Here is a 14,359-nt window from a genome sequence, read left to right on the forward strand (position 1 = left end):
CGTTCTCCTCCCAGGTCCGGAAGCCCCGGTCACAGCCGTCGCAGTTGACCATCGGGGGCACAGGGACGGGAGTGACGCAGGCCGCCCGGTTCCTGCGAGGCGGGGCCGGCCTCACGGCGGGCACTTTCACGACGTACGACAAGACCGCCCCGGACTGGAGCCCGACCGGCGTCATCGGCGACTTCGACAGGAACGGCTACGGCGACCTCGCTGTCAGCGACACCCCGTACAACACGGGTGCCGGTTCGGTCGTCGTGCTGCGGGGCGGGGCCAAGGGGGCTGCGAGTTCGTACCGTCTGAGCCAGTCCACCGCCGGTGTCGCCACCCCCGCCGTCAAGGACGAGCAGTTCGGTTCCTCGCTCTCGGCGGGCGACACCGACCATGACAGCTACCCAGATCTGGCGGTCGGCGTCCCGTGGGAGAAGGTTGGCTCCGCCAAGGAGGCTGGAGGCGTCCACGTCCTTCGTGGCGGGAGCAAGGGACTGAACGGCAGCCGCTCGGGGTGGTTCACCCGGGACACCGGAGCCGTGCCGGGTAAAGCCGTCTCATACGCGGGCTTCGGTATCCACGTCCGGCTGCGCGATGTCGACCGGGATGGCTACGCCGACCTTCTGGTCTCCGACCAGTTCGAGAACTACGACACCAGCGTGCTGCTGCCTTCTGGATCGGGTGGCGTGACGGCGTCCGGCGTCAGGGAGCTGCCTGTGCTCGCGGATTTCCCTCAGTAGGAAGAGCGACGGCGTCGTCGCGTACGGTCCCCTTCCGCTGTTTGTCCGGTGCTGTCCGGGCTTGTCGGGGCGGGGTTCGTGGGTAGGGCGGCGGTGTGGCGCAGTGGGACGACGGAGGGGTGCGCGATGGCCGACGGTGAGGCGGGGCGGCTCAAGGGTGAGGCGGACGAGCCGGGTTGGGAGGTCGATCCGGACGACGAGTGGGGACTCGCGGTCATCGCGACCGTGGGGCGGCAGCTGAGGCTTCGGCGGGAGGCGGCGGGGCTGCGGGCCGGGGAGTTCGGGGAGCGGATCGGGTACGGCGAGGACCTGGTCTACAAGATCGAGGGCGGGAAGCGGATCCCCCGGCCCGAGTATCTGGACCTGGCCGACGAGGTGCTGGACGCGGGCGGGCTCATCTCCGCGATGAAGGAGGACGTGGAGAAGGTCCGGTACCCGAAGAAGGTGCGGGCCCTGGGGGAGTTGGAGGCGAAGGCGGTCGAGCTCCAGCTCTACGACCCCCTGAACATTCACGGGCTGCTGCAGACCCCGGAGTACGCGCGCGGGCTGCTGCTGATGCGCCGCCCCGCGTACAGCTCGGACGAGGTGGAGCGGTTCATCGCCGCGCGGGTGGCCCGCAGGGCGGTCTTCGAGCGGGACCCGGCGCCCGAGATCAGCTTCGTGCTGGAGGAGTGGTCATTGCGACGTCCGCTCGGCGGGCGCGCGGCGCTGCAGGGCCAGCTCGAGCACCTGCTGGAGGTGGCGCGGTTGCGGAACGTCGAGCTTCAGGTGATGCCGATGGACCGGGAGGAGCACGCGGGCACTGACGGTGGCATCGACGTCCTGAAGTTCGCCGACGGTTCGGCTGTGGGGCGCTCGCCGGTGGTGGCGCACGGCCGACCGGTCCACGAGCCCAGGCACCTCCGTATCCTTGAGCTGCGGTACGGAATCATCCGGGCGCAGGCGCTCACTCCTCGTGAGTCGCTGGCCTTCGTCGAGCACCTGCTGGGGGAGACATGATCCACGACACCGACTCCGAGTTGGAGTGGTTCAAGAGCAGCTACAGCAGCGGCAGCGAGGGCGACTCCTGCGTCGAGGTCGCCAGCGGCCCCGGCACGGTCCACGTCCGCGACTCCAAGTTCAGCGATGCCAGTCCCCGTTTCGCGCTGACGCCGGAGGCCTGGGCCCGTTTCCTGCCGTTCGCGTCAGAGCGCTGACTCAGGCACTCCGCTGCGCCTTCTCCGCTATGACCCGGAGCGCTGTGTTTGACCTGCGTCACTCTCGGGGTAAGGTCTCCGGCTCGATTGGCCAGGCCCCCGCCCCGTATGGCAGACTAGCGGGGTTGCTCGGTCGAGTGTTGATGCTGCGCGCCTCCCGCCGGGAGGCCTGGAAGCGAGTCCCACAGTACTCGTCGCCCTAACTGCCACACGGCAGCGCTGGGGCGGACGTACGGGAATCTTCCGGGAAGTGGAGTGCGGCACTGGCCAGGCGCCCGGTGAACCTCTTTCCCAGATCAGGGATGTTCGAACAAGGGACATCTGTGTCAGTGAGAGTGCGACACGCCCGACCGCGTGGGTCGGAGGAAGTCACGGAACACCGGGTTCCAGAGCTGTAAAAGAGACAGGACTACGGAGTAGCCATGGCGGGACAGAAGATCCGCATCCGGCTCAAGGCCTACGACCACGAGGTCATCGACTCCTCGGCGAAGAAGATCGTCGAGACGGTGACGCGCACTGGTGCGTCGGTCGCGGGCCCGGTGCCGCTGCCCACTGAGAAGAACGTGTACTGCGTCATCAAGTCGCCGCACAAGTACAAGGACTCGCGCGAGCACTTCGAGATGCGCACGCACAAGCGTCTGATCGACATCCTCGACCCGACCCCCAAGACCGTTGACTCTCTGATGCGACTCGACCTCCCGGCCGGTGTCGACATCGAGATCAAGCTCTGAGGCCGGTGATCTGAACGATGGCTAAGCAGATCAAGGGCATCCTGGGCGAGAAGCTCGGCATGACGCAGGTGTGGGACGAGAACAACCGTGTTGTTCCGGTCACCGTCGTCAAGGCCAGCCCCAATGTCGTGACCCAGGTCCGCACGAACGACGTCGACGGCTACGAGTCCGTCCAGATCGCGTTCGGCGAGATCGACCCGCGCAAGGTGAACAAGCCCCTCAAGGGCCACTTCGCCAAGGCCGACGTCACTCCCCGCCGCCACCTCGTCGAGATCCGTACCGCTGACGCCAGCGAGTACACCCTCGGCCAGGAGATCACCGCCGAGGTGTTCGAGGCCGGCATCAAGGTCGACGTGACCGGCAAGAGCAAGGGCAAGGGCTTCGCCGGTGTCATGAAGCGTCACAACTTCAAGGGCCTCGGCGCCGGTCACGGCACCCAGCGCAAGCACCGCTCTCCCGGTTCCATCGGTGGCTGCGCCACCCCGGGCCGCGTGTTCAAGGGCCTCCGCATGGCGGGTCGTATGGGCAACGAGCGGGTCACCACCCAGAACCTGACCGTTCACGCCGTTGACGCGGAGAAGGGCCTGCTCCTCATCAAGGGCGCGGTTCCTGGTCCGAACGGCGGCCTCGTCCTGGTCCGCACCGCGGCCAAGGGGGCCTGAGGACTATGAGCACCATTGACATTCTGTCGCCCTCCGGCGACACCGCCGGGACCGTTGAGCTCCCGGCCGAGATCTTCGACGTAGAGAAGATCAGCATTCCGCTGCTTCACCAGGTCGTCGTCGCGCAGCTGGCCGCCGCCCGTCAGGGCACGCACAAGGTCAAGCGTCGTGGCGAGGTCCGCGGTGGCGGCAAGAAGCCCTACCGCCAGAAGGGCACCGGCCGCGCCCGCCAGGGTTCGACCCGTGCGCCGCAGTTCGCCGGCGGTGGTGTCGTCCACGGCCCCACCCCGCGTGACTACTCGCAGCGGACCCCGAAGAAGATGAAGGCCGCGGCTCTGCGCCACGCCCTCACCGACCGGGCCCGCAACAACCGCATCCACGTCGTCTCCGGCCTCATCGAGGGCGAGTCGCCTTCGACCAAGGCCGCGAAGACGCTCTTCGGCAAGATCAGCGAGCGCAAGAACCTGCTGCTCGTCATCGACCGTGCCGACGAGGCCGCGTGGCTGTCCGCTCGCAACCTGCCCCAGGTCCACATCCTGGAGCCGGGCCAGCTGAACACGTACGACGTTCTCGTCTCGGACGACGTGGTCTTCACCCAGGCCGCTTTCGAGTCCTTCGTGTCTGGCCCCAAGGCCGCTGACACCGAAGGGAGCGAAGCCTGATGGCTACGCGTCACCCGAGCATCGCCTCGAAGGCAGCCAAGGCAGCCAAGGCCGCGCGCGTCGCCAAGGCCCGCCGCCACGCCGCCGAGGGCAAGAACACCGTCGTCACTCCGGCGAGCAAGGCCTTCACGGACCCCCGTGACGTCCTGCTGAAGCCGGTCGTGTCCGAGAAGAGCTACGCGCTTCTCGACGAGGGCAAGTACACGTTCATCGTGGCCCCCGGCGCCAACAAGACCCAGATCAAGCAGGCCGTCCAAGAGGTCTTCTCGGTCAAGGTCACCGGCGTCAACACGATCAACCGCCAGGGCAAGCGCAAGCGGACCCGCACCGGCTTCGGCAAGCGTGCCGACAGCAAGCGCGCGATCGTGACCCTTGCCGAGGGCGACCGTATCGACATCTTCGGCGGTCCGACCGCGTAAGCGGTCGGAGCGTCCAGATAATCGGGAAACTTCCGAGGACTGAGAGACAATGGGAATCCGCAAGTACAAGCCGACTACGCCGGGCCGTCGCGGCTCCAGCGTCGCCGACTTCGTCGAGGTCACGCGGTCCACGCCGGAGAAGTCGCTGGTCCGCCCGCTGCACAGCAAGGGCGGCCGTAACAACGCCGGTCGTGTGACCGTTCGCCACCAGGGTGGCGGACACAAGCGCGCCTACCGAGTCATCGACTTCCGTCGCCATGACAAGGACGGCGTGCCGGCGAAGGTCGCGCACATCGAGTACGACCCCAACCGCACCGCGCGCATCGCGCTGCTGCACTACGCGGACGGCGAGAAGCGCTACATCCTCGCCCCGCGCAACCTGCAGCAGGGTGACCGCGTCGAGAACGGTCCCGGGGCCGACATCAAGCCGGGCAACAACCTGGCGATCCGCAACATCCCGGTCGGTACCACGATCCACGCGATCGAGATCCGTCCGGGTGGCGGCGCCAAGTTCGCCCGCTCCGCCGGTGCCTCCGTGCAGCTGCTGGCGAAGGAGGGCACGATGGCCCACCTTCGTATGCCCTCCGGTGAGATCCGCCTGGTCGACCAGCGCTGCCGCGCCACGGTCGGCGAGGTCGGCAACGCCGAGCAGAGCAACATCAACTGGGGTAAGGCCGGCCGCAAGCGCTGGCTGGGCGTCCGCCCGACCGTTCGCGGTGTGGCGATGAACCCGGTTGACCACCCCCACGGTGGTGGTGAGGGCAAGACCTCCGGTGGTCGCCACCCGGTCAGCCCCTGGGGTCAGAAGGAGGGTCGTACTCGTTCGCCGAAGAAGGCTTCGAACAAGTACATCGTCCGCCGCCGCAAGACGAACAAGAAGCGCTAGGAGCGGGTTTAGATGCCGCGCAGTCTCAAGAAGGGGCCCTTCGTCGACGACCACCTGATCAAGAAGGTGGACGCCCAGAACGAAGCCGGTTCCAAGAACGTCATCAAGACCTGGTCCCGTCGCTCGATGATCGTCCCGGCCATGCTGGGTCACACGATCGCGGTGCACAACGGCAAGACCCACATCCCGGTGTTCGTCACCGAGTCGATGGTCGGCCACAAGCTCGGCGAGTTCTCGCCGACGCGCACCTTCCGGGGTCACGTCAAGGACGACCGGAAGTCGAAGCGCCGCTAAACGCGGATCGCATTCAGACACGTAAGTAACTGAGAGGGACAACCATGGAAGCCAGGGCCCAGGCGCGGTACATCCGCGTTACGCCCATGAAGGCCCGCCGCGTGGTGGACCTTATCCGTGGCATGGACGCCACGGAGGCTCAGGCGGTCCTGCGATTCGCTCCGCAGGCCGCCTCCGTGCCCGTCGGCAAGGTGCTCGACAGCGCCATCGCCAACGCCGCACACAACTACGACCACACCGACGCCGGCAGCCTCGTCATCTCCGAGGCGTACGTCGACGAGGGTCCGACCCTGAAGCGGTTCCGTCCGCGCGCCCAGGGCCGTGCCTACCGGATCCGCAAGCGGACCAGCCACATCACCGTGGTCGTCAGCAGCAAGGAAGGAACCCGGTAATGGGCCAGAAGGTTAACCCGCATGGGTTCCGGCTCGGCATCACCACGGACTTCAAGTCCCGTTGGTACGCCGACAAGCTGTACAAGGACTACGTCAAGGAAGACGTCGCCATCCGTCGGATGATGACGTCCGGCATGGAGCGCGCCGGTATCTCGAAGGTGGAGATCGAGCGCACCCGTGACCGTGTGCGTGTGGACATCCACACCGCGCGTCCGGGCATCGTCATCGGCCGCCGTGGCGCCGAGGCCGACCGCATCCGCGGCGACCTCGAGAAGCTCACGGGCAAGCAGGTCCAGCTGAACATCCTCGAGGTCAAGAACCCCGAGACGGACGCTCAGCTGGTTGCTCAGGCCGTCGCCGAGCAGCTCTCCTCCCGCGTCTCCTTCCGCCGCGCCATGCGTAAGAGCATGCAGTCGGCGATGAAGGCCGGCGCCAAGGGCATCAAGATCCAGTGCGGTGGCCGCCTCGGCGGCGCCGAGATGTCCCGCTCGGAGTTCTACCGCGAGGGCCGCGTGCCCCTGCACACGCTCCGCGCGAACGTGGACTACGGCTTCTTCGAGGCCAAGACGACCTTCGGCCGCATCGGTGTGAAGGTCTGGATCTACAAGGGCGATGTCAAGAACATCGCCGAGGTCCGCGCTGAGAACGCTGCCGCCCGTGCGGGTAACCGCCCGGCTCGCGGTGGCGGCGGCGCCGACCGCCCGGCCCGTGGTGGCCGTGGTGGCGGCGGCGAACGGCGCGGTCGCAAGCCGCAGCAGGCTGCCGGCGCCGAGGCCCCCAAGGCTGAGGCTCCCGCTGCCGCCGCTCCGGCTGAGAGCACCGGAACGGAGGCCTGACCGACATGCTGATCCCCCGTAGGGTCAAGCACCGCAAGCAGCACCACCCGAAGCGCCGTGGTCAGGCCAAGGGCGGTACGACGGTCTCGTTCGGCGAGTACGGCATTCAGGCCCTCACGCCGGCGTACGTGACCAACCGCCAGATCGAGGCGGCCCGTATCGCGATGACCCGCCACATCAAGCGTGGTGGCAAGGTCTGGATCAACATCTACCCGGACCGCCCGCTCACGAAGAAGCCTGCCGAGACCCGCATGGGTTCCGGTAAGGGTTCGCCGGAGTGGTGGATCGCGAACGTGCACCCGGGCCGGGTCATGTTCGAGCTGTCCTACCCCAACGAGAAGATCGCCCGTGAGGCCCTGACTCGCGCAGCCCACAAGCTGCCGATGAAGTGCCGGATCGTCAAGCGCGAGGCAGGTGAAGCGTGATGTCGGCCGGTACCAAGGCGTCCGAGCTGCGCGAACTGGGTGACGAGGAGCTTCTGGCGAAGCTCCGCGAAGCCAAGGAAGAGCTGTTCAACCTCCGCTTCCAGGCGGCGACGGGTCAGCTCGAGAACCACGGTCGGCTCAAGGCCGTCCGTAAGGACATCGCGCGGATCTACACCCTGATGCGTGAGCGCGAGCTGGGCATCGAGACGGTGGAGAGCGCCTGATGAGTGAGAGCAACGTGACTGAGCAGACTGCAGAGGCCCGCGGCTTCCGCAAGACCCGTGAGGGTCTCGTCGTCAGCGACAAGATGGACAAGACCGTCGTCGTCGCCGTCGAGGACCGCGTCAAGCACGCGCTGTACGGCAAGGTCATCCGCCGTACCAACAAGCTCAAGGCGCACGACGAGCAGAACGCTGCCGGCGTCGGCGACCGGGTCCTCCTCGCGGAGACCCGCCCGCTGTCGGCGACCAAGCGCTGGCGCGTCGTCGAGATCCTCGAGAAGGCCAAGTAGGTAATTCCCGCAAGGGAATTCCAAAAAGTAGGCCTGCGAGGCACCCCTCGCAGGACAGTTCCGCCAGGCTCCGGGGGCCGTTGCGTAAGCGGCCCCCGGGGAACCGGCAGACAAACAGGAGATAGACGTGATCCAGCAGGAGTCGCGACTGCGTGTCGCCGACAACACTGGTGCGAAGGAGATCCTTTGCATCCGTGTGCTCGGTGGCTCCGGTCGCCGCTACGCGGGCATCGGTGACGTCATCGTCGCCACCGTCAAGGACGCGATCCCCGGTGGCAACGTGAAGAAGGGTGACGTCGTCAAGGCGGTCATCGTTCGCACCGTCAAGGAGCGCCGCCGTCCGGACGGCTCGTACATCCGCTTCGACGAGAACGCCGCCGTCATTCTGAAGAACGACGGCGACCCTCGCGGTACCCGCATCTTCGGCCCGGTCGGGCGCGAGCTGCGCGAGAAGAAGTTCATGAAGATCATCTCGCTGGCTCCGGAGGTGCTGTAAGCATGAAGATCAAGAAGGGCGACCTGGTCCAGGTCATCACCGGTAAGGACAAGGGCAAGCAGGGCAAGGTCATCGCGGCCTTCCCCCGTGAGGACCGGGTCCTGGTCGAGGGTGTCAACCGGGTCAAGAAGCACACCAAGGCCGGCCCGACCGCTCGCGGTTCGCAGGCCGGTGGCATCGTCACGACCGAGGCGCCGATCCACGTCTCCAACGTCCAGCTGGTCGTTGAGAAGGACGGCAACAAGGTTGTCACGCGTGTCGGTTACCGCTTCGACGACGAGGGCAACAAGATCCGCGTTGCCAAGCGGACGGGTGAGGACATCTGATGGCTACCACCACGACTCCGCGTCTCAAGACGAAGTACCGCGAGGAGATCGCGGGCAAGCTGCGTGACGAGTTCAAGTACGAGAACGTCATGCAGATCCCCGGTCTCGTCAAGATCGTGGTCAACATGGGTGTGGGCGACGCCGCCCGCGACTCCAAGCTGATCGAGGGCGCCATCCGCGACCTCACCACGATCACCGGTCAGAAGCCGGCCGTCACCAAGGCCCGTAAGTCCATCGCGCAGTTCAAGCTGCGTGAGGGCCAGCCGATCGGTGCCCACGTCACACTCCGTGGCGACCGCATGTGGGAGTTCCTGGACCGCACCCTGTCGCTCGCGCTGCCGCGCATCCGCGACTTCCGTGGTCTGTCCCCCAAGCAGTTCGACGGCCGTGGCAACTACACCTTCGGTCTCACCGAGCAGGTCATGTTCCACGAGATCGACCAGGACAAGATCGACCGTACCCGGGGCATGGACATCACCGTGGTGACCACGGCGACCAACGACGCTGAGGGCCGCGCGCTCCTTCGTCACCTCGGCTTCCCCTTCAAGGAGGCGTGAGCGAGATGGCGAAGAAGGCTCTGATTGCCAAGGCTGCTCGCAAGCCCAAGTTCGGTGTTCGCGGCTACACGCGCTGCCAGCGCTGCGGCCGTCCGCACTCCGTGTACCGCAAGTTCGGCCTGTGCCGCGTCTGCCTTCGTGAGATGGCTCACCGTGGCGAGCTGCCGGGCGTGACCAAGAGCTCCTGGTAGTCCCGTACTTCGGGACTGCAGGAACTCTCGGTAAGTAAAGGGCAGTGTCAGGTGCCCACCCCTTCATGGCTTAGGCTAGGAGGGTTGGGCGCCTGGACGCCCATACGACTTACTACGCCGTAGGTCCACCGCACCGCACCCGCCTCGTCTCGGATCGAGGAGAGGGATGGGCACCTGGAAACCCCGGCGAGAGAGGCCGAAGGCCAATTCATGACCATGACTGATCCGATCGCAGACATGCTTACGCGTCTGCGGAACGCGAACTCGGCATACCACGACTCCGTGACGATGCCGGCGTCCAAGATCAAGTCTCACATCGCGGAGATCCTCCAGCAGGAGGGCTTCATCACGGGCTGGAAGGTCGAGGACGCCGAGGTCGGCAAGAACCTCGTTCTCGAGCTGAAGTTCGGCCCGAACCGTGAGCGCTCCATCGCGGGCATCAAGCGGATCTCCAAGCCCGGTCTCCGGGTTTACGCGAAGTCCACCTCCCTGCCGAAGGTGCTGGGCGGCCTCGGCGTGGCGATCATCTCCACGTCGCACGGGCTCCTCACCGACAAGCAGGCCGGCAAGAAGGGCGTAGGCGGAGAAGTCCTCGCCTACGTCTGGTAGCGGAAAGGAATCGGAGGAAACAGCTATGTCGCGTATTGGCAAGCTCCCCATCACGGTTCCCGCCGGCGTGGACGTCACCATCGACGGCCGTACGGTTTCGGTGAAGGGCCCCAAGGGCACCCTCTCGCACACCGTCGCTGCGCCGATCGACATCGCCAAGGGTGAGGACGGCGTTCTCAACGTCACCCGCCCCAACGACGAGCGTCAGAACAAGGCCCTGCACGGCCTGTCCCGCACGCTGGTGGCGAACATGATCACCGGCGTGACCCAGGGTTACGTGAAGAAGCTCGAGATCAGCGGTGTCGGTTACCGCGTGCAGGCCAAGGGTTCGAACCTCGAGTTCGCTCTCGGCTACAGCCACCCGATCACCGTCGAGGCCCCCGAGGGCATCACCTTCAAGGTGGAGGCCCCCACCCGGTTCTCGGTCGAGGGCATCGACAAGCAGAAGGTCGGCGAGGTTGCGGCCAACATCCGCAAGCTGCGCAAGCCCGACCCGTACAAGGCCAAGGGTGTCAAGTACGAGGGCGAAGTCATCCGCCGCAAGGTCGGAAAGGCGGGTAAGTAAGCCATGGCATACGGACAGAAGATCCTCAAGGGCGACGCTTACAAGCGTGCCGCGATCAAGCGTCGCCACATCCGGATCCGTAAGCACATCTCGGGTACGGCTGAGCGTCCGCGCCTGGTCGTGACGCGCTCCAACCGCCACATCGTGGCCCAGGTCATCGACGACATCAAGGGTCACACCCTGGCGTCGGCGTCGACCCTGGACACCACGATCCGCGGCGGCGAGGGCGACAAGTCCGCGCAGGCCAAGTCGGTCGGCGCCCTGGTTGCCGAGCGCGCCAAGGCCGCCGGTGTCGAGGCTGTCGTATTCGACCGTGGTGGCAACCAGTACGCCGGGCGCATCGCCGCCCTGGCGGACGCCGCCCGCGAAGCCGGGCTCAAGTTCTGAGCCGCTCGTAGCTAGCGGAAAGAGAGAGGTAATCCAATGGCTGGACCCCAGCGCCGCGGAAGCGGTGCCGGTGGCGGCGAGCGGCGGGACCGTAAGGGTCGTGACGGTGGCGCTGCTGCCGCCGAGAAGACCGCTTACGTTGAGCGCGTTGTCGCGATCAACCGTGTCGCCAAGGTTGTGAAGGGTGGTCGTCGCTTCAGCTTCACTGCGCTCGTCGTAGTGGGCGACGGTGACGGCACCGTGGGTGTCGGTTACGGCAAGGCCAAGGAGGTGCCGGCCGCCATCGCCAAGGGTGTTGAGGAGGCCAAGAAGCACTTCTTCAAGGTCCCCCGTATCCAGGGCACCATCCCGCACCCGATCACGGGTGAGAAGGCGGCGGGCGTCGTCCTGCTCAAGCCGGCGTCCCCCGGTACCGGCGTTATCGCCGGTGGCCCGGTGCGTGCCGTGCTCGAGTGCGCCGGCGTTCACGACATCCTGTCGAAGTCGCTCGGCTCGTCGAACGCGATCAACATCGTGCACGCGACCGTGGAGGCCCTGAAGGGCCTGCAGCGTCCCGAGGAGATCGCGGCCCGCCGTGGTCTGCCGCTCGAGGACGTCGCTCCCGCGGCTCTGCTGCGTGCGCGTGCCGGGGCTGGTGCTGCGTAATGGCTCAGCTCAAGATCACGCAGACGAAGTCGTACATCGGCAGCAAGCAGAACCACCGTGACACCCTGCGCTCCCTTGGTCTCAAGGGCATCAACACGCAGGTCGTCAAGGAGGATCGTCCCGAGTTCCGCGGCATGGTGCACACCGTCCGCCACCTCGTGACGGTCGAGGAGGTCGACTGATCATGGCGGAGAACAACCCGCTCAAGATCCACAACCTCCGTCCCGCCCCGGGCGCCAAGACCGCCAAGACCCGTGTGGGTCGTGGTGAGGCGTCGAAGGGTAAGACGGCCGGTCGTGGTACCAAGGGTACGAAGGCCCGTTACCAGGTTCCGGAGCGCTTCGAGGGTGGCCAGATGCCCCTCCACATGCGTCTTCCGAAGCTGAAGGGCTTCAAGAACCCGTTCAAGACCGAGTTCCAGGTCGTGAACCTCGACAAGCTGGGCGCGCTGTACCCCGAGGGTGGCGAGGTCACCGTCGAGGACCTCGTGGCCAAGGGTGCCGTTCGCAAGAACAGCCTCGTCAAGGTCCTCGGCCAGGGCGAGATCTCCGTGGCGCTGCAGGTGACGGTCGACGCCGTCTCCGGCTCCGCCAAGGAGAAGATCACCGCCGCCGGTGGCACGGTCACCGAGCTCGTCTGAGATCCGCAGGCGTCTCGATGACGTAAGCAGTCCCGACCGGGGATACCTCACAACGGGGTATCCCCGGTTGGTCGTTCCACCGCAGGCCTTGTCGCCGGTAAGGTGGCCTGCACTGCTTTCCCACATATTCGTCGAACCTCAAGACCGTCACCCTTGACGCAGTAGCGCGGGGGTCGCAGGAGGCACCGTGCTCACCGCGTTCGCCCGGGCGTTCAGGACGCCCGACCTGCGCAAGAAGCTGCTCTTCACGCTCGCCATCATCGTGGTGTACCGCGTGGGTACCCACATCCCGATCCCTGGCGTGGACTACAAGTCCGTCCAGGAGTGTGTGGACCAGGCGTCCGGCAACCAGGGACTCTTCGGTCTGGTCAACATGTTCAGCGGTGGCGCGCTGCTGCAGATCACGATCTTCGCGCTCGGCATCATGCCGTACATCACGGCGAGCATCATTCTGCAACTGCTGACCGTGGTGATCCCCCGCCTGGAAGCCCTCAAGAAGGAGGGCCAGGCCGGTACGGCGAAGATCACGCAGTACACCCGTTATCTCACGGTGGCGCTCGCCATCCTGCAGGGCACGGGTCTGGTGGCCACCGCGCGCAGCGGCGCTCTCTTCTCCGGCTGCACCGTCGCGTCGAGCATCGTCCCGGACCGCGCGATCTTCACCACGATCGTCATGGTCATCACGATGACCGCCGGTACGGCCGTCGTCATGTGGCTCGGTGAGCTCATCACCGACCGCGGCATCGGCAACGGCATGTCGATCCTGATGTTCATCTCGATCGCCGCCACCTTCCCGTCCGCCCTGTGGGCCATCAAGAAGCAGGGCACCCTGGCCGACGGCTGGATCGAGTTCGGCACCGTCATCGCGGTCGGCCTGGTCATGGTCGGCCTGGTGGTCTTCGTCGAGCAGGCCCAGCGCCGTATCCCGGTGCAGTACGCGAAGCGCATGATCGGCCGTCGTTCCTACGGCGGTACGTCGACGTACATCCCGCTGAAGGTCAACCAGGCCGGTGTGATCCCGGTCATCTTCGCGTCGTCGCTGCTGTACATCCCGGCGCTGGTGGCGCAGTTCTCGAGCGGTACGTCGAGCTGGAAGACCTGGATCGAGGCCAACCTCACCAAGGGCGACCACCCGATTTACATCAGCATGTACTTCTTGCTCATCGTTTTCTTCGCGTTCTTCTACGTGGCGATCTCCTTCAACCCCGAGGAAGTCGCCGACAACATGAAGAAGTATGGTGGCTTCATCCCGGGCATCCGGGCTGGCCGACCGACCGCTGAGTACCTGTCGTACGTACTCAACCGGATCACCTGGCCGGGTTCGCTGTACTTGGGTCTGATCGCACTCGTACCGACGATGGCGTTGGTTGGCTTCGGGGCAAGCCAGAACTTCCCGTTCGGTGGGACAAGCATCCTGATCATCGTGGGTGTGGGTCTCGAGACGGTGAAGCAGATCGAGAGCCAGCTCCAGCAGCGCAATTACGAAGGGTTCCTCCGCTGATGCGTATCGTCCTCGTCGGGCCGCCGGGCGCCGGTAAGGGAACGCAGGCCGCGTTCCTCGCCCAGAACCTGTCGATCCCGCACATCTCCACGGGCGACCTGTTCCGCGCCAACATCAGCCGGCAGACGGACCTCGGCAAACTCGCGAAGTCCTACATGGACGCGGGCAACCTGGTTCCGGACGAGGTCACCATCGGCATGGCCAAGGACCGCATGGAGCAGCCCGACGCCGAGAACGGCTTCCTGCTGGACGGCTTCCCGCGGAACGTCTCGCAGGCCGAGTCGCTCGACGAGATGCTGCAGCACGAGGGCATGAAGCTGGACGCGGTGCTGGACCTCGAGGTACCCGAGGAGGAGGTCGTCAAGCGCATCGCCGGCCGCCGCATCTGCCGCAACGACTCGGCGCACGTCTTCCACGTCTCGTACAAGGCGCCGAAGCAGGACGGCGTCTGTGACGTCTGCGGCGGCGAGCTGTACCAGCGCGACGACGACTCCGAGGAGACGGTCCGCAAGCGCCTGGAGGTCTACCACACCCAGACCGAGCCGATCATCGACTACTACAAGGCCCAGGGCCTGGTGGTCACGATCTCGGCGCTCGGCAAGGTGGAGGACGTCACCGGCCGCGCCATGGAGGCGCTCCAGCACGAGGGCGACGCCGCGTAGCGGTTTTCCGCAGCGGTTTTTCGCGTACGACAGCCGCG

26 protein-coding genes are annotated in these 14,359 nt (G+C 66.1%); all 26 read left to right on the plus strand.

What is annotated here, in order from left to right:
* The first annotated feature begins 71 nt into the window (after positions 1 to 71).
* The 26 genes from ACIBJB_RS34590 (at position 72) to ACIBJB_RS34715 (ending at position 14,321) form a co-directional block, all read left to right on the plus strand.
* A complete protein-coding gene (locus ACIBJB_RS34590) occupies positions 72 to 728 on the plus strand; it encodes an FG-GAP repeat protein (RefSeq protein ID WP_398936579.1) in 657 nt (218 codons plus the stop codon).
* Positions 729 to 854: 126 nt separating this feature from the next.
* On the plus strand, positions 855 to 1,727 hold the full coding sequence (locus ACIBJB_RS34595) for a helix-turn-helix domain-containing protein (RefSeq protein ID WP_398936581.1): 873 nt from the start codon (positions 855 to 857) through the stop codon (positions 1,725 to 1,727).
* A complete protein-coding gene (locus ACIBJB_RS34600; protein WP_398936583.1) occupies positions 1,724 to 1,924 on the plus strand; it encodes a DUF397 domain-containing protein in 201 nt (66 codons plus the stop codon). The genes ACIBJB_RS34595 and ACIBJB_RS34600 overlap by 4 nt, the downstream gene beginning before the upstream one ends.
* 422 nt (positions 1,925 to 2,346) lie before the next feature.
* The gene (gene rpsJ / locus ACIBJB_RS34605) at positions 2,347 to 2,655 is read left to right on the plus strand and encodes a 30S ribosomal protein S10 (protein ID WP_003948644.1); all 309 of its coding nucleotides are present in this window, start codon (positions 2,347 to 2,349) and stop codon (positions 2,653 to 2,655) included.
* A gap of 17 nt (positions 2,656 to 2,672) precedes the next feature.
* Positions 2,673 to 3,317, plus strand: a complete 645-nt coding sequence (gene rplC / locus ACIBJB_RS34610; protein ID WP_306977562.1) for a 50S ribosomal protein L3 — start codon at positions 2,673 to 2,675, stop codon at positions 3,315 to 3,317.
* 5 nt (positions 3,318 to 3,322) lie between these two features.
* Positions 3,323 to 3,979 (plus strand): 50S ribosomal protein L4, encoded by a 657-nt coding sequence (rplD, locus tag ACIBJB_RS34615; protein WP_069762816.1) that lies wholly within the window; start codon positions 3,323 to 3,325, stop codon positions 3,977 to 3,979.
* Positions 3,979 to 4,398, plus strand: coding sequence for a 50S ribosomal protein L23 (gene rplW / locus ACIBJB_RS34620; RefSeq protein ID WP_398936585.1), 420 nt, complete (start codon positions 3,979 to 3,981; stop codon positions 4,396 to 4,398). Before rplD ends, rplW begins: the two co-directional genes overlap by 1 nt.
* Positions 4,399 to 4,447: 49 nt before the next feature.
* Complete coding sequence (gene rplB, locus ACIBJB_RS34625) at positions 4,448 to 5,284, plus strand: 50S ribosomal protein L2 (RefSeq protein ID WP_057584677.1); 837 nt, start codon at positions 4,448 to 4,450, stop codon at positions 5,282 to 5,284.
* Between the two features lie 12 nt (positions 5,285 to 5,296).
* Entirely contained in the window at positions 5,297 to 5,578 is a 282-nt protein-coding gene (gene rpsS / locus ACIBJB_RS34630; protein ID WP_007384069.1) for a 30S ribosomal protein S19, read from the plus strand.
* A gap of 44 nt (positions 5,579 to 5,622) precedes the next feature.
* Positions 5,623 to 5,970 (plus strand): 50S ribosomal protein L22, encoded by a 348-nt coding sequence (gene rplV, locus ACIBJB_RS34635; RefSeq protein ID WP_006604878.1) that lies wholly within the window; start codon positions 5,623 to 5,625, stop codon positions 5,968 to 5,970.
* Entirely contained in the window at positions 5,970 to 6,806 is an 837-nt protein-coding gene (rpsC, locus tag ACIBJB_RS34640; protein ID WP_069762817.1) for a 30S ribosomal protein S3, read from the plus strand. Before rplV ends, rpsC begins: the two co-directional genes overlap by 1 nt.
* Before the next feature lie 5 nt (positions 6,807 to 6,811).
* Positions 6,812 to 7,231, plus strand: a complete 420-nt coding sequence (rplP, locus tag ACIBJB_RS34645; protein ID WP_006140905.1) for a 50S ribosomal protein L16 — start codon at positions 6,812 to 6,814, stop codon at positions 7,229 to 7,231.
* On the plus strand, positions 7,231 to 7,455 hold the full coding sequence (rpmC, locus tag ACIBJB_RS34650; protein WP_003998824.1) for a 50S ribosomal protein L29: 225 nt from the start codon (positions 7,231 to 7,233) through the stop codon (positions 7,453 to 7,455). Before rplP ends, rpmC begins: the two co-directional genes overlap by 1 nt.
* Positions 7,455 to 7,742, plus strand: a complete 288-nt coding sequence (rpsQ, locus tag ACIBJB_RS34655; RefSeq protein WP_007384073.1) for a 30S ribosomal protein S17 — start codon at positions 7,455 to 7,457, stop codon at positions 7,740 to 7,742. Before rpmC ends, rpsQ begins: the two co-directional genes overlap by 1 nt.
* 127 nt (positions 7,743 to 7,869) lie before the next feature.
* The gene (gene rplN / locus ACIBJB_RS34660; RefSeq protein ID WP_003998823.1) at positions 7,870 to 8,238 is read left to right on the plus strand and encodes a 50S ribosomal protein L14; all 369 of its coding nucleotides are present in this window, start codon (positions 7,870 to 7,872) and stop codon (positions 8,236 to 8,238) included.
* Between the two features lie 2 nt (positions 8,239 to 8,240).
* Positions 8,241 to 8,564: a 50S ribosomal protein L24 gene (gene rplX, locus ACIBJB_RS34665; protein WP_003992365.1), complete on the plus strand. Its 324-nt coding sequence runs from the start codon at positions 8,241 to 8,243 to the stop codon at positions 8,562 to 8,564.
* Positions 8,564 to 9,121: a 50S ribosomal protein L5 gene (gene rplE / locus ACIBJB_RS34670; RefSeq protein WP_020135807.1), complete on the plus strand. Its 558-nt coding sequence runs from the start codon at positions 8,564 to 8,566 to the stop codon at positions 9,119 to 9,121. Before rplX ends, rplE begins: the two co-directional genes overlap by 1 nt.
* 5 nt (positions 9,122 to 9,126) lie before the next feature.
* The gene (locus ACIBJB_RS34675; protein ID WP_003948630.1) at positions 9,127 to 9,312 is read left to right on the plus strand and encodes a type Z 30S ribosomal protein S14; all 186 of its coding nucleotides are present in this window, start codon (positions 9,127 to 9,129) and stop codon (positions 9,310 to 9,312) included.
* A 210-nt stretch (positions 9,313 to 9,522) separates the two neighbouring features.
* Positions 9,523 to 9,921, plus strand: coding sequence for a 30S ribosomal protein S8 (gene rpsH / locus ACIBJB_RS34680; protein ID WP_013001411.1), 399 nt, complete (start codon positions 9,523 to 9,525; stop codon positions 9,919 to 9,921).
* Positions 9,922 to 9,946: 25 nt separating this feature from the next.
* On the plus strand, positions 9,947 to 10,486 hold the full coding sequence (rplF, locus tag ACIBJB_RS34685; RefSeq protein ID WP_007384076.1) for a 50S ribosomal protein L6: 540 nt from the start codon (positions 9,947 to 9,949) through the stop codon (positions 10,484 to 10,486).
* 3 nt (positions 10,487 to 10,489) lie between these two features.
* Positions 10,490 to 10,873 carry a 50S ribosomal protein L18 gene (gene rplR, locus ACIBJB_RS34690; RefSeq protein ID WP_020132625.1) on the plus strand — a complete coding sequence of 128 codons (384 nt, stop codon included), beginning with the start codon at positions 10,490 to 10,492 and terminating at the stop codon, positions 10,871 to 10,873.
* A 36-nt stretch (positions 10,874 to 10,909) separates the two neighbouring features.
* A complete protein-coding gene (rpsE, locus tag ACIBJB_RS34695) occupies positions 10,910 to 11,518 on the plus strand; it encodes a 30S ribosomal protein S5 (protein ID WP_010354225.1) in 609 nt (202 codons plus the stop codon).
* The gene (gene rpmD / locus ACIBJB_RS34700; protein WP_005481207.1) at positions 11,518 to 11,700 is read left to right on the plus strand and encodes a 50S ribosomal protein L30; all 183 of its coding nucleotides are present in this window, start codon (positions 11,518 to 11,520) and stop codon (positions 11,698 to 11,700) included. Before rpsE ends, rpmD begins: the two co-directional genes overlap by 1 nt.
* Positions 11,701 to 11,702: 2 nt before the next feature.
* Positions 11,703 to 12,158, plus strand: coding sequence for a 50S ribosomal protein L15 (rplO, locus tag ACIBJB_RS34705; RefSeq protein WP_007384079.1), 456 nt, complete (start codon positions 11,703 to 11,705; stop codon positions 12,156 to 12,158).
* Between the two features lie 187 nt (positions 12,159 to 12,345).
* Positions 12,346 to 13,659, plus strand: a complete 1,314-nt coding sequence (gene secY, locus ACIBJB_RS34710; RefSeq protein ID WP_057607910.1) for a preprotein translocase subunit SecY — start codon at positions 12,346 to 12,348, stop codon at positions 13,657 to 13,659.
* Positions 13,659 to 14,321 (plus strand): adenylate kinase, encoded by a 663-nt coding sequence (locus tag ACIBJB_RS34715; RefSeq protein ID WP_057607909.1) that lies wholly within the window; start codon positions 13,659 to 13,661, stop codon positions 14,319 to 14,321. Before secY ends, ACIBJB_RS34715 begins: the two co-directional genes overlap by 1 nt.
* The last annotated feature ends 38 nt before the right edge of the window (positions 14,322 to 14,359 follow it).

It is taken from the genome of Streptomyces sp. NPDC050759 (assembly GCF_044456945.1).
GTDB lineage: Bacteria > Actinomycetota > Actinomycetes > Streptomycetales > Streptomycetaceae > Streptomyces.